Genomic DNA, 13003 nt, shown 5'->3' with positions numbered 1-13003 from the left:
CCACGCCCGACACCGGCGGCGGGCATACCCCCAGGGCGGGTGCCCGGCGACAACGGACGCACCGGAGCGGCCGGCCCGGTGCGAGCCTTCCCGCCAACACGGGCGCCGCACGCCGGGACCGGCGCTAGGAACCTCCACGCCCGACACCGGCGGCGGGCATACCCCCAGGGCGGGTGCCCGGCGACAACGGACGCACCGGAGCGGCCGGCCCGGTGCGAGCCTTCCCGCCAGGACGGGCGCCGCACGCCGGGACCGGCGCTACGAACCTCCACGCCCGACACCGGCGGGAGCGCACCCCAGGGCCGGGGCCCGGTGGGAACGGACGCGGCGGAGGGGCCGGCCCGGTGCGGGCCTTCCGGCCAGGGCAGTTGGCCTCGGTGGGTGCCGAACGCCGGTAAGAATGCGTTCACTCCGGGCCGCCCTGCGGGGTCGCTCGCCGGGGTGGGCGGCCCGGTGGGTGCCGCGTGCCGGGTCGCGCGGAAGGGCCGGCCGGGCAGGGGACATGGCCTGCCCGGCAGGGGGTGGGTGGCCGGCCGGCTCAGGCCGGCGCGCCCAGCTCCGCCCAGACCGTCTTGCCGGGCCGGCCGGTGGCGCGGAACACGCCCCAGTCCAGGCACAGGCGCTGCACGATGAACATGCCGTGGCCGCCGGGTCGGCCCGCCCGGTGCGGGGTGCGCGGGGCGGGCTGGCCGGCGCCCCGGTCGGAGACCTCGACCCGGATCACCTTGTTGTCGCAGGAGAGGAGCAGGTCGTCGGGGCCCTCGGCGTGCAGGCAGGCGTTGGTGACCAGTTCGGAGACGACGAGCAGCACGTCCTCCGCGGCGGCCCGCTGATCGGCGGTGGCGGCCGGCAGCCAGCCCCACGCGTACAGCGCCTGGCGGGTGAAGTCGCGGGCGAGCGGGACGACCCCGCTCTCGCCTTCCAGGCGGAGTCTGCGGACCTCCCGGCCCCGTGCCTGCTGTGTGCCGGCGGTCGCCCCGGACGGCACGGACGGCGCGGCTGCCCCCGTGGCCGCGCCGGCAGCCGGCACAGCCTCCTCGGACGCCCCGGAAGCGCCGCTGGGCTCCGGGCCGCGGTCGCCCGGCGAGTAAGGCCGGGTGGTGCTCATCAGCGCTTCACCTCACCGATTCACCAGTTCATGATTCAAAAGTCCGGTCACAAGGTCCGGCACGCCGGTGCCGGGCGGTCGTACGTCGCCCGGCCGCCGTTCCTCCGCCGTCCGCGCGGGTCCCGTGTCCGCGCGTCCGCCGGGGCCGCGTCCCGTCCAGGCCGTTCGCCGGTCCCGCAAGGGGCCGGCGGCCGGCCGGGCGCCTCCTGGTTCTTCTGCCCTCTCCTGCCCGACCGATCCGGCGGAACACCCCCGTGTTCGAGGTGACGGACGCAACGCGCGCGTCGGCCGGTTCCGGACCGGGCGGGCGGGGCGGAGGGTCAGTCGGCACCGTCGGCCAGGGCCGCCTCCACGGAGTCGTGGACGCTGAAGACCGCCTCGGCACCCGTGATCTCGAACACGCGGGCGACCACCGGCTGCATTCCGGCCAGATGGACCCCGCCTCCGGCGGCCTCCGCCTTCAGCCGGGCGCCGAGCAGGACGTTCAGCCCCGTGGAGTCGCAGAACTCCAGGCGTGAGCAGTCCACCACGAGCCGCGCGAAGCCCTTGGCCAGAAGGTCGTCGAGGGGCTCACGCAAAAGATCGGCGGTGTGGTGGTCGAGCTCACCTGCCGGTGTCACTACGGCGCTGGAGCCCTCTTCCCGCACCTCCACCAGAAGCCGGCCCGACTGTGCGCTGCCGACCGTCCCGTGGTCCATGCCGTCTCTCTCCCGAGGTCGTGGCTGCTGATGCCCTCGAACATTACGCCTTCCCTGCGCACTCCGACACCCGAACATCCGCACACAAACGGACATACCGTCACAGAATGCACTTGCGACCCGCTCGGTGCAGCGGGTAGGGCTAGTAGGAACACGTACCCCTACACGCCGGCTTCGGAGGCGCCGCACACCGTAGTGCACGCACTGGCTTCGGCAGCCATATGCCGAGAACGATGGAGGACACCCATGTCACCCCGGCTCGACGCATCGCCTACCCCGATCGCGACGTCGACACCCTCACCGGACCCACTGGATCATCCCATCGACCCCCTCGATCCCCTCGAGGGACTCCCGGAGATCCCCCCGTACGCCGAGATCGGCGCCGTCGACGCTCGGGCCCTGTCCAAGACCCTCTTCGAGCGGCTGGAGTCGCTGGAGGAAGGGACGCACGAGTACGCGTACGTCCGCAACACGCTCGTCGAGCTGAACCTCGCGCTCGTCAAGTTCGCCGCCTCCCGCTTCCGCTCCCGCAGCGAGCCCATGGAGGACATCATCCAGGTCGGCACGATCGGCCTGATCAAGGCGATCGACCGCTTCGAACTCTCACGCGGTGTGGAGTTCCCCACATTCGCGATGCCGACCATCATCGGCGAGATCAAACGCTTCTTCCGCGACACCTCGTGGTCCGTGCGCGTCCCGCGCCGGCTGCAGGAGCTGCGGCTGGACCTCGCCAAGGCCGGGGACGAACTGGCGCAGAAGCTGGACCGCGCCCCCACCGTCGCGGAACTCGCCGAACGCCTCGGCATCTCCCACGACGAGGTCGTCGAGGGCATGGCCGCGTCGAACGCCTACACCGCCGCCTCGCTGGACGCCCAGCCCGAGGAGGACGAGTCCGAGGGCGCGCTCGCGGACCGCATCGGATACGAGGACCACGGGCTGGAGGGCATCGAGTACATCGAGTCGCTCAAGCCCCTGATCGCCGGGCTCCCGCCGCGGGACCGGAAGATCCTCTCCCTGCGGTTCGTCGCGAACATGACCCAGTCGGAGATCGGCGAGGAGCTCGGCATCTCCCAGATGCACGTCTCCCGGCTGCTGTCGCGCACGCTCGGGCGGCTGCGCAAGGGGCTGACCGCGGAGGAGTGACCCTCCTGCGTGCCGCGGCAGGCGGCCCGGCGCCATTGCCGGGCCGCCGCGCCGTCCACGGGACGCACTTCACGCAGTCCCGTGTATCCCCTGTCCCCGCCGCCATGCCTCCACCGCGGGAACGTCTTCGCACCACCCCCGGCCGCCGCCCGGGTCCGGCGTTCACAGCACCCGTGCGCCGCGGCGCCAGACGCCGGTGACCAGGGGCACGCCCGGCCGGTAGGCCAGGTGGACGTGGCTGGGGGCGTCCAGGAGGATCAGGTCGGCGCGGGCGCCCGGGGCGACGCGGCCGATGTCGGTGCGGCGCAGGGCCGCGGCGCCGCCCGCCGTGGCCGACCAGACCGCCTCGTCGGGGGTCATCCGCATGTCGCGGACGGCGAGGGCGATGCAGAACGGCACGGACGAGGTGAACGACGAGCCCGGGTTGCAGTCCGTCGACAGGGCGACCGTGACCCCCGCGTCCAGGAGGCGGCGGGCGTCCGGCCACTCGGCGCGGGTGGAGAACTCGGCGCCGGGCAGCAGGGTCGCGACCGTACGGCTGTTCGCCAGGGCGTCCACGTCGGCGTCCGTGAGGTGCGTGCAGTGGTCGGCGCTGGCCGCGTCCAGTTCGACGGCGAGCTGGACGCCGGGGCCGTGGGAGAGCTGGTTGGCGTGGATGCGCGGCTGCAGGCCCTTCGCCCTGCCCGCCGTGAGGATCGCGCGGGCCTGGTCGCCGTCGAAGGCGCCCTTCTCGCAGAAGACGTCGATCCAGCGGGCGTGCGGGGCGCAGGCGTCCAGCATCTCGCCGGTGACCAGGGCGACGTAGCCGGCCGGGTCGTCGGCGTGTTCGGGGCTGACGACGTGCGCGCCGAGGTACGTCACCTCGTCGGTGTGCCGCGCGGCGATGCGCAGGGCGCGGGACTCGTCCTCGACGGTCAGGCCGTAGCCGGACTTCGTCTCGAAGGTCGTCGTGCCCTGGCGCAGGCCCTCGGCCAGGTACCGGGTGAGGTTGGCCTCCAGTTCCGCGTCGCTCGCCGCGCGGGTGGCCGCGACCGTGGTGCGGATGCCGCCCGCGGTGTAGGAGCGGCCGGACATGCGGGCGTTGAACTCCTGCGTGCGGTCGCCCGCGAAGACCAGGTGGGAGTGGGAGTCCACGAATCCCGGCAGCACCGCCCGGCCGCCCGCGTCGACCCGGTTGTCAGTGGCGGGTGCTTTGCTGGATCCACCGGTCCACGCGACGCGGTCGCCGTCGATGACGACGGCCGCGTCCTGGATCAGACCGAGCGGGGAGCCGTCACCGAGGGAGGGGTCGTTGGTGACCAGCGTGGCGATGTTGGTGATGACGGTGCTGCTGCTCATGGTGTCCTCGTGGGTGATCGTCAGGCGCGGAGGGCTTCGACCGCCCGCGCGAGCGCTTGCGGCACATCGGGTACGAGCGTGTGCGCCCCGTCGCGCACGACGTGCCGGCCGCCCACGACCGTGTGTCGTACGTCCGCCGCGCTCGCCGCGAATACGGCCGTCTCGGCGCCCAGCCCGGGCGGCGGCCCGGCGGTCCTGACCGAGTCCAGGGCGATCGTCGTCAGATCGGCGAGCGCGCCGGGCTGGATGGCGCCGGCCTCGTCCCAGCCGAGGGCGGCATGGCCGTCGGCGGTGGCGGCCCGCAGCAGGGCGGCGGCCGTCCAGTGGCCCCGGGTGCGGGTGCGCAGCCGCTCGTTCAGCTCCATCGCGCGCGCCTCTTCGAGCAGGTCGATGACGGCGTGGCTGTCGGAGCCGAGGGAGAGCGGGGAGCCGGCCCGCTGGAGGGCGACGGCCGGGCCGATGCCGTCGGCCAGGTCCCGCTCGGTGGTGGGGCACATGCAGGTGCCGGTGCCCGAGCCGCCGAGCAGGGCGATGTCCTCGTCGGTGAGGTGGGTGCTGTGCACGCCGGTGGTGCGCGGCCCGAGGACCCCGTGGTCGGCGAGCAGCCGGGTGGGCGTGCGGCCGTGGGCGGCGAGGCAGGCGTCGTTCTCCGCGGTCTGCTCCGACAGGTGCACGTGCAGCGGGGCCCGCCGCTCCCCGGCCCACCGCGCCACGGTGGCGAGCTGCTCGGCGGGCACGGCCCGCACCGAGTGGATCGCCGCCCCGATCCGCGCGTGATCCCGCTCCTTGAGAACCGCACAGCGTTCGGCCCAGGCCTCCGCGCTGCCGTCGGAGAACCGCCGCTGGTGGGCGTTGGGCGGCTCCCCGAAGCCCGATGACAGGTAGCAGGTGTCGAGGAGGGTGATCCGGATGCCGGCCTCGGCGGCGGCGGCGATCAGCGCCTCGCCCATGGCGTTGGGGTCGGCGTAGCGGGCGCCGCCCGGCGCGTGGTGCACGTAGTGAAACTCGCCGACGCACGCGATGCCGGCGAGCGCCATCTCGGCGAACACCGCGCGGGCGAGCGCGTGGTAGCTATCCGGGGTCAGCCGGTCGGCGACGGAGTACATCACCTCGCGCCAGGTCCAGAAGGTGCCGCTGCCGACCTGCACCGCGCCGCGCAGGGCGCGGTGGAAGGCGTGGCTGTGGGCGTTGGCGAGTCCCGGCAGGGTCAGCCCGCGCAGGATCTCGGCGCCGGGCGGCGGAGCGGGCACGCCGGTGCGGACGGCGGTGATCCGGCCGTCCTCCGTGTCCACGGCCACGCCGGACTCGACGGCCGTGCCGAGCCAGGCGTGCTCCAACCAGTAGGTCACCTCGGTCACCTGCAGGCCAGTCCTTCCAGTACGTCGGCGAGCGCGCGCACCCCGGCCACGCAGTCGTCCTCGGCCGCGAACTCGGCCGGGGAGTGCGAGACACCGGTGGGGTTGCGCACGAACAGCATGGCGGTCGGAACGCTCCCGGACAGGATCCCGGCGTCGTGTCCGGCCCCGGTGCCGAGGACGGGCACCTTCAGGCCGGTGTCCGCGCCCAGGATGCGGCCGAGTTCGTCGCGCAGGGCGTGGTCGAACTCGACGACCGGGGTGAAGGACTCCCGGACCACGTCGAGGCCGACGCCGTGCGCGGCGGCGTGACCGCGCGCCGCCTTCTCCACTCCCCCGACGACCGCGTCCAGGGTCTCCTGGTCGGCGGCGCGGGAGTCGAGCCAGCCGCGCACCAGCGAGGGGATGGCGTTGACGCCGTTCGGCTCGACGGAGATCTTGCCGAAGGTGGCGACGGCGCCGGCGCGTTCGGCCTCGCGGCGGGCGGCGAGCACGGTCTCGGCACAGGACAGCATCGGGTCGCGGCGGTCGGCCAGCCGGGTGGTGCCGGCGTGGTTGGCCTCGCCGCGGAAGTCGAACCGCCAGCGGCCGTGCGGCCAGATGGCGCTGGCGATGCCGATGCGGTCGCCGGACAGGTCCAGCGCGCGGCCCTGTTCGACGTGCAGTTCCACGAAGGCGCCGATCCGGGCCAGCCGTTCGGGGTCGGGTCCGATGGCCTCGGGGTCGTACCCGGCGGCCTCCATGGCCCGCGGCAGGCTCACTCCGTCGCCGTCGGTGAGCCGGTGCGCCTGCTCGGGGGTCAGCAGGCCGGCGGTGAGCCGGGACCCGACGCAGGCGAGCCCGAACCGGGCCCCCTCCTCGTCCCCGAAGTTGACGACGGCGAGGGGTCTGGCGATGCGCGCTCCCCTGCCGCGCAGCTCGTCCAGCGCCGCGAAGGCGGAGACGACGCCGAGGGGCCCGTCGAAGGCTCCTCCGTCGGGCACGGAGTCCAGATGCGAGCCGGTGACGACGGCGTCCCCGGCGGCCGGGTCCCCCAGCCAGGCCCACTGGTTGCCGTTGCGGTCGACCTCGTACGCCAGCCCGCGGTCCTCGGCCTGCTGCCGGAACCAGGCCCGGCAGTCGGCGTCGGCGCCGGTCCAGGCGTAGCGGCGGTAGCCGCCGGAGGCGGAGCTGCGGCCGATCGGCAGCAGCTCCGCCCACATGCTGTGGAAGCTCACGCGTCGTCACCTTCGCGCATGGGGACCCGCACACCGCGCTCGGCCGCCACGGACTCGGCGATGTCGTATCCGGCGTCGACGTGCCGGATGACGCCCATTCCGGGGTCGTTGGTGAGGACGCGCCGGATCTTCTCGCCGCCGAGCTTCGTGCCGTCGGCCACGGTGACCTGGCCGGCGTGGAGGGAGCGGCCCATGCCGACGCCGCCGCCGTGGTGGACGGAGACCCAGGACGCGCCGGAGGCCACGTTGACCATGGCGTTGAGCAGCGGCCAGTCGGCGATCGCGTCGGAGCCGTCGAGCATGGCCTCGGTCTCGCGGTACGGGGAGGCGACGGAGCCGCAGTCCAGGTGGTCGCGGCCGATGGCCAGCGGGGCGGCCAGCTCACCGCTGGCCACCATGTCGTTGAAGCGCTCGCCGGCCTTGTCGCGCTCGCCGTAGCCGAGCCAGCAGATGCGGGCGGGCAGGCCCTGGAAGTGCACCTTCTCGCCGGCCATCCTGATCCAGCGGGCCAGGGACTCGTTCTCCGGGAACAGCTCCAGGATCGCCTTGTCGGTCCTGGCGATGTCGGCGGGGTCGCCGGACAGGGCCGCCCAGCGGAAGGGGCCCTTGCCCTCGCAGAACAGCGGGCGGATGTAGGCGGGGACGAAGCCGGGGAAGGCGAACGCCCGGTCGTAGCCGGCGAGCCGGGCCTCGCCGCGGATGGAGTTGCCGTAGTCGAACACCTCGGCGCCGGCGTCCATGAAGCCGACCATGGCCTCGACGTGCCGCGCCATGGACTCGCGGGCGCGCGTGGTGAAGCCGGCCGGGTCCTTCGCCGCCTCGGCGGCCATGTCCTCGAAGGCCGTCCCCACGGGCAGGTACGACAGCGGGTCGTGGGCGGAGGTCTGGTCGGTGACGATGTCGACGGGGGCGTTCATCGCGAGCAGCTGCGGGACCAGCTCCGCCGCGTTGCCGAGGACGCCGACGGAGAGCGGGCGGCGGGCGTCGCGGGCCTCGACGGCCAGCCGGAGCGCGTGGTCGAGGCTGTCGGCCCTGACGTCCAGGTAGCGGTGCTCGATGCGGCGCTCGATGGCGCGCGGGTCGCAGTCGATGCAGAGGGCGACGCCGTCGTTCATGGTCACGGCGAGGGGCTGGGCGCCGCCCATGCCGCCGAGTCCGGCCGTGAGGGTGATCGTCCCGGCGAGGGTGCCGCCGAACTTCTTGGCGGCTACGGCGGAGAAGGTCTCGTAGGTGCCCTGGAGGATGCCCTGGGTGCCGATGTAGATCCAGGAGCCGGCGGTCATCTGGCCGTACATGGTCAGGCCGAGGGCCTCCAGGCGGCGGAACTCCTCCCAGGTGGCCCAGTCGCCGACCAGGTTGGAGTTGGCGATGAGGACGCGGGGGGCCCACTCGTGGGTCTGCATGACGCCGACCGGGCGGCCGGACTGGACCAGCATGGTCTCGTCCTGCTTGAGGGTCCGCAGCGTGCGGACCATGGCGTCGAAGGAGCGCCAGTCGCGGGCGGCCTTGCCGGTGCCGCCGTAGACGACGAGCTTGTCGGGGTGCTCGGCGACCTCGGGGTCGAGGTTGTTCTGCAGCATGCGCAGGGCGGCCTCCTGCTGCCATCCCAGGGCGCTGAGCCCGGTGCCGCGCGGCGCTCGTACGGGGCGGGGTCCCGACATCGTCTGCCTCCTCCTGTGCCTACGTCTATTCACATCCTGTCGCCCTGAATAGAGCTAGTCAATACACCGCGGGGGCTCCGTCGGCGCCCGGCGGGTGTTTGGCTGGAGGCACCGGTCGCCGAGACAGGACGGGGATGCCGTGGAGCACATCGGGAGCGAGGCGCGCGAACGGGCCGGCCGGAGGGACCGGGCGGTGCGGGCGGCGGTCGGGCAGGGGCTGCTGGGACCGGACTGCGCCGTGGCGGCACTGCTGGACGTCACCGGCATCCGCCGGTCCGCGGCGGAGCTGCGGGCGGCGTTCGGGGCGGTGCTGCCCGCCGGGACGCCGGTGCTGCACGCGTTCGCGGTGAAGGCGACCCCGCTGGTGCCGGTGCTGCGGCTGCTGCACGAGGCGGGCGTGGGCGCGGAGGCGGCGAGCCCCGGGGAGCTGGCGCTGGTGCGCGCGGCCGGGGTGCCGGCCGCGCGGACGGTGCTGGACTCGCCGGCGAAGACGCCGGCGGAGCTGCGCGAGGCGCTGGCCCTGGGCGTCGCGGTCAACGTGGACAACCCGCAGGAGCTGGGCCGCCTGGACGCCCTCGTCGGCGCCGGGCCCGTCCGGTCCCCGCTCGGCGTCCGGGTCAACCCCCAGATCGGCGCCGGGGCGATCGGGGCGACCTCGACGGCGACGCGGACCTCGAAGTTCGGGGTGGCTCTGCGCGACGAGGGGGCGCGCGCGTGGGTCCTGCGGGCGTACGCTGAGCGGCCGTGGCTCACCCGGCTGCACGCGCACACCGGCTCGCAGGGCGTCCCGCTGTCGCTGCTGGCGCGGGGCGTGGCGGAGGCGTACGCGCTCGCCGAGGAGATCAACGCGCACGTCGGACGGCGGCAGGTCGACACGCTGGACATCGGCGGCGGGCTGCCGGTGAACTTCGCGTCCGAGGAGACGACGCCGTCGTACGCGCAGTACGCGCGGCTGCTGGCCGGCCGGGTGCCGGGACTGTTCGGCGGGCGGTACGGGCTGGTCACCGAGTTCGGGCGGTCGCTGCTGGCCCGGCACGGGACCGTGGTGGCCCGGGTGGAGTACACCAAGAGCGCGGGCGGGCGGCGGATCGCGGTGACGCACGCGGGCGTGCAGGTGGCGACGCGGACCGTGTACGCGCCGGGGTCGTGGCCGCTCCGGATCGCCGCGTACGACGCCGGGGGACGCCCGAAGCGGGGGCCGGAGACGGTGCAGGACGTGGCCGGGCCGGCCTGCTTCTCCGGCGACCTGCTGGCCGAGGGGCGCGCGCTGCCCCTGCTGGAGCAGGGCGACTACGCGGCGGCGCTGGACACGGGCGCGTACTACTTCGCGCACCACTACGCCTACAACTCCCTGGCCCGCCCGGGCGTGTACGGCTTCGCACCGGACGGCGAGGGGGGCGTGGCCTTCGCGACCGTGCGGGAGCCGCAGACGGTCGCGGAGGTGGTGGCGGAGTCCGGAGGGGCGCACGCGTCCGCGCTCACCACCCTCGATGCGCCCGAGCGCCGTTGACAGCCGCCGCCCGGGTTCGAACAAATGAAGCAACAGCCGTGACACACACGCCAGTCGGGCAACACTAGTGCGCCGGACGCATGTTCCGTCGGAAAATGCCAAAGGCCTCACCTCCCGCACACACGTTGCGTAGTGTCGGCGTCACTCAGCCGGAGTCCCAGGCGGGAGGGGAGCCACGGTGCCCGGAATCGACGAGTGCTTACTGGAAGCGATGCGGTTGCCCGGCGCCCGGGGAGCCGCGCTGGTGGACTGGACGAGCGGACTGGCGCTCGGCGCGGTCGGCGAGGCGCCCGGCGGCGACCACGAGACCACCGCCGCCGAGGCGGCCGAACTGGCCCGGATGGCCGCCGAGCACGGCACCTTCGCGGTGGGCCGGGACGACCTGCCCCCGGTGGAGGACGTGATCATCAGCAACGGGGACAGCTACCACCTGCTGCGGTTCGTGGACACGTCCTTCGACAGCAGCGTGTTCCTGCACCTGTGGCTCGGCCGCGAGGAGGGCAACCTCGCCCTCGCCCGGATACGGCTCGGCGAGATGGCCGCCCGGCTGGTGCTGGGATGAGCGCGGTCACGACGCCTCCGCCCGCCCTCCCCGTGCGCGAGAAAGGGGCCGCCCGCGCCCTGTCCCCGATGCTGACCCGGCTCGCCGAGGAGCGCGCCACCGGCGTCCTGCTCCGCGAGCACGGCACCCTCCACCTCGCCGAGGGCCGGGTGGTGCACGCCGAGAGCCCGCTCGCACCGGGGCTCGACGTGCTCCTCACGGCCCACGGCACCCTCGCGGCCGCCGCCTGGCAGCGGGCCGCCGCACGCAGCGCGGGCCCCCTGCACGCCGCCGAACTCCTGCTGGACGCCGGGGTGCTGCCCACCGGCGCGCTGGAGCTGTGCCACCTCGACGCGCTGTACGACGCCGGGTACTTCGCGCTGGCGCCGAGCAGCACTCCGGGCCGTTTCCGGTACGACAACGCGCCCCGGCTCGGCCCGCTGCCCTCCGTCCCGGTCGTCGCGCTGGAGCGGGAGACGCTGCGCCGCCGCCTGCTGCTGCACCGGCTGTGGCCCGACCCGGCCGGCGACAGCGTGCCGCTGGTCCGGGCGGCCCCGGCCGCCGGCACCTTCGCCGCCGCCCCGGTCACCCCCCGGCAGCGGGCCGTCCTGGACCGCGTGGACGGCGTCCGCACGGCCGCCGTCATCGCCCGCGAGCTGGGCCGGCAGGCGTTCCACACGCTGGTCGACGTCCGCCGGCTCGCGGCGGCCGGCCACATCGCCCCGGCGGCACCGGCGGCGCCCGCCCCGGCGGCCCACGTCCCGCTGCCCCACCAGGTCACCACCGACCCCGACATCGCGCTGCTGAAGAGGCTCAGGGATGCGCTGGAGGCGCTTTGAACGGCACCGCCCCGCCGAGAGGAGAGAGTTGATGGTGACCGAGGAGGACCTGCGGACCGTCCTGGGCGAGCTGCACCGCCTGCGCACCCGGGTGCCCCAGCTCACCGGAGCCCTCGCGGCCGGCGTCGACGGGCTCGTCGTCGCCCACGACACCCCCGGCGTCGCCCCGGAGGGCCTGTCGGCGCTCACCGCGGCAGCGCTCGGCGTCGCCGTCCGGGTCGCCGACGCCACCGGCAGCGGCGGCTTCCGGGAACTCCTGGTGCGCGGCGAGCACGGCTACATCGCCACCTACGCGGCCGGCCGCACCGCCGTGCTGACCCTGCTCGCCCAGGACCGGGTCAACGTCGGCCGGCTGCACCTGGAGGGCCGCCGGTCCGGCGCCCGCATCGGGGAGCTGCTCGACGCCGCCGAGGCCGCCGCCCGGGCCACGCCGGCGCCACCCGCGCCGCCCTCGCCCCCGACGCCCCCCGGGGCGCTCCCGCCGCGCCCCCGTACCCCCCGCGTGCCCCGCACCGCGGCCGCCGAAGCACACACCGCAACCGACAGCTGAGAGGACCCACCATGGCCAACACCGAGACCGCTCTGAAAGAGGCCCTGACCTCCATCGAGGGCGCCACCGGCGTGGCGCTCGTCGACTACACCAGCGGGATGGCGCTGGGCACGATGGGCGGCAGCAAGACCTTCGACCTGAACGTGGCCGCCGCCGGCAACACCGACGTGATCCGCGCCAAGATGCGCACGATGGAGATGCTGGGCCTCAAGGCGGAGATCGAGGACATCCTCATCACCCTCTCCGACCAGTACCACCTGATCCGCCTGCTCAGGAGCCGCGGCGGCAACGGCCTGTTCCTCTACCTGGTCCTGGACTCGTCCCGGGCCAACCTGGCGATGGCCCGGCACCAGCTCCGGCGGATCGAGGAGGAACTGGAGGTCTGACGGCGGCTCAGACCAGCGCCGCGGTACGGCGGCGTGCCCCGCCCGGGGCCGCGTCGCCGGCCGCGATGCCCGTGCCGCGCAGGCCCTTCACGGCCTTTCCGGCGGGCCGGCCGCCCCGCCGGAGCCAGTCGACGCGCACCCACAGCAGCGTCTCCCGCTCCCGCTCCAGCCGCCCGATCCAGGCCGCCTTCAGCCGCAGCCCGGCGCCGAGCCCGGCCAGCAGCAGACCGCCGGCCACGGGCACCGCGAAGGCGGAGCCCAGGGCGGCCGCGAAGCCCAGCAGCAGCCACCAGCGGTGCCCGCGGCGCCAGTTGCGCACGGTCACCGCCCGGTCCTGCAGCACGTCGTACTTGCCCGCGCGGGCCGCGCCCCGGGCCAGGTCGGCGTACCGGCCCCGGCGGACGAGCGCCACCACGGCCGCGCCGGCCAGGAACAGCACCGCCCCCGCCAGCACCCCGATCCGACGCCCGGTCAGCCCCTCCGGAACGGCGCCGACTCCCGCGGCGACCGCTCCGAGCCACCACAACGGCGCGGCTCCCGCCCGCACGACGACGGCGACCCGAGCCAGCCCCAGTCCTCCGCGCGCCACGTCATCCTCCCGTGTCACGTGTCCACGACGTCCTGTGTCCTGTGTCTTCTGAGGAAGCTAATAGCAGA

The 13003-nt window shown here is 74.6% G+C and carries 13 protein-coding genes; 6 read left to right on the top strand and 7 right to left on the bottom strand.

All coding sequences use genetic code 11. From position 1 onward, the window contains the following. Window positions 1-538: 538 nt before the first annotated feature. Together ABZ261_RS13135 and ABZ261_RS13130 are read right to left on the bottom strand one after the other, a co-directional pair. A complete protein-coding gene (locus tag ABZ261_RS13135; RefSeq protein WP_356858418.1) occupies window positions 539-1108 on the bottom strand; it encodes an ATP-binding protein in 570 nt (189 codons plus the stop codon). Between the two features lie 320 nt (window positions 1109-1428). Next, entirely contained in the window at window positions 1429-1806 is a 378-nt protein-coding gene (locus ABZ261_RS13130) for an STAS domain-containing protein (protein WP_356858416.1), read from the bottom strand. Between the two features lie 246 nt (window positions 1807-2052). Here ABZ261_RS13130 and ABZ261_RS13125 point away from each other — a divergent pair, with 246 nt between their 5' ends. Beyond that, window positions 2053-2949, top strand: a complete 897-nt coding sequence (locus tag ABZ261_RS13125) for an RNA polymerase sigma factor SigF (protein ID WP_356858414.1) — start codon at window positions 2053-2055, stop codon at window positions 2947-2949. Between the two features lie 162 nt (window positions 2950-3111). Here ABZ261_RS13125 and hutI read toward each other — a convergent pair whose 3' ends face one another. From hutI to hutU, 4 genes are read right to left on the bottom strand one after another with little or no spacing between them, the layout of a single operon-like run. Next, on the bottom strand, window positions 3112-4287 hold the full coding sequence (gene hutI / locus ABZ261_RS13120; RefSeq protein WP_356858412.1) for an imidazolonepropionase: 1176 nt from the start codon (window positions 4285-4287) through the stop codon (window positions 3112-3114). Between the two features lie 20 nt (window positions 4288-4307). Then, on the bottom strand, window positions 4308-5645 hold the full coding sequence (locus ABZ261_RS13115) for a formimidoylglutamate deiminase (RefSeq protein WP_356858410.1): 1338 nt from the start codon (window positions 5643-5645) through the stop codon (window positions 4308-4310). After that, window positions 5642-6859, bottom strand: coding sequence for an allantoate amidohydrolase (locus tag ABZ261_RS13110; RefSeq protein ID WP_356858408.1), 1218 nt, complete (start codon window positions 6857-6859; stop codon window positions 5642-5644). The genes ABZ261_RS13115 and ABZ261_RS13110 overlap by 4 nt, the downstream gene beginning before the upstream one ends. Then, window positions 6856-8520, bottom strand: a complete 1665-nt coding sequence (gene hutU, locus ABZ261_RS13105) for a urocanate hydratase (RefSeq protein WP_356858406.1) — start codon at window positions 8518-8520, stop codon at window positions 6856-6858. Before hutU ends, ABZ261_RS13110 begins: the two co-directional genes overlap by 4 nt. A gap of 139 nt (window positions 8521-8659) precedes the next feature. Between hutU and ABZ261_RS13100 the strand changes: the two genes are divergently transcribed. The 5 genes from ABZ261_RS13100 to ABZ261_RS13080 all read left to right on the top strand — a co-directional run bounded on the left by ABZ261_RS13100 (window position 8660) and on the right by ABZ261_RS13080 (window position 12346). After that, window positions 8660-10030 (top strand): diaminopimelate decarboxylase, encoded by a 1371-nt coding sequence (locus ABZ261_RS13100; protein WP_356858404.1) that lies wholly within the window; start codon window positions 8660-8662, stop codon window positions 10028-10030. 178 nt (window positions 10031-10208) lie between these two features. Further along, window positions 10209-10592: a hypothetical protein gene (locus ABZ261_RS13095; RefSeq protein WP_356858402.1), complete on the top strand. Its 384-nt coding sequence runs from the start codon at window positions 10209-10211 to the stop codon at window positions 10590-10592. After that, window positions 10589-11410, top strand: a complete 822-nt coding sequence (locus ABZ261_RS13090; RefSeq protein ID WP_356858400.1) for a transcriptional regulator — start codon at window positions 10589-10591, stop codon at window positions 11408-11410. Before ABZ261_RS13095 ends, ABZ261_RS13090 begins: the two co-directional genes overlap by 4 nt. A gap of 31 nt (window positions 11411-11441) precedes the next feature. After that, entirely contained in the window at window positions 11442-11960 is a 519-nt protein-coding gene (locus tag ABZ261_RS13085) for a roadblock/LC7 domain-containing protein (protein ID WP_356858398.1), read from the top strand. Window positions 11961-11971: 11 nt separating this feature from the next. Then, window positions 11972-12346 (top strand): hypothetical protein, encoded by a 375-nt coding sequence (locus ABZ261_RS13080; protein ID WP_356858396.1) that lies wholly within the window; start codon window positions 11972-11974, stop codon window positions 12344-12346. A 7-nt stretch (window positions 12347-12353) separates the two neighbouring features. Here ABZ261_RS13080 and ABZ261_RS13075 read toward each other — a convergent pair whose 3' ends face one another. Then, window positions 12354-12935, bottom strand: a complete 582-nt coding sequence (locus ABZ261_RS13075; protein WP_356858395.1) for a hypothetical protein — start codon at window positions 12933-12935, stop codon at window positions 12354-12356. Window positions 12936-13003 lie beyond the last annotated feature (68 nt).

It is taken from the genome of Streptomyces sp. NPDC006193 (genome assembly GCF_040613915.1).
Lineage (GTDB): Bacteria > Actinomycetota > Actinomycetes > Streptomycetales > Streptomycetaceae > Streptomyces.
This window is presented reverse-complemented; position numbering and strand designations above follow the sequence as displayed.

What these genes read in the sequence shown, in the direction of transcription:
- ABZ261_RS13080 (WP_356858396.1), top strand. Translation starts at nt 11,972, where the DNA reads ATGGCCAACACCGAGACCGCTCTGAAAGAGGCCCTGACCTCCATCGAG.
- ABZ261_RS13130 (WP_356858416.1), bottom strand. Translation starts at nt 1,806, where the DNA reads ATGGACCACGGGACGGTCGGCAGCGCACAGTCGGGCCGGCTTCTGGTG.
- ABZ261_RS13135 (WP_356858418.1), bottom strand. Translation starts at nt 1,108, where the DNA reads ATGAGCACCACCCGGCCTTACTCGCCGGGCGACCGCGGCCCGGAGCCC.
- ABZ261_RS13125 (WP_356858414.1), top strand. Translation starts at nt 2,053, where the DNA reads ATGTCACCCCGGCTCGACGCATCGCCTACCCCGATCGCGACGTCGACA.
- ABZ261_RS13090 (WP_356858400.1), top strand. Translation starts at nt 10,589, where the DNA reads ATGAGCGCGGTCACGACGCCTCCGCCCGCCCTCCCCGTGCGCGAGAAA.
- ABZ261_RS13085 (WP_356858398.1), top strand. Translation starts at nt 11,442, where the DNA reads ATGGTGACCGAGGAGGACCTGCGGACCGTCCTGGGCGAGCTGCACCGC.
- hutI (WP_356858412.1), bottom strand. Translation starts at nt 4,287, where the DNA reads ATGAGCAGCAGCACCGTCATCACCAACATCGCCACGCTGGTCACCAAC.
- hutU (WP_356858406.1), bottom strand. Translation starts at nt 8,520, where the DNA reads ATGTCGGGACCCCGCCCCGTACGAGCGCCGCGCGGCACCGGGCTCAGC.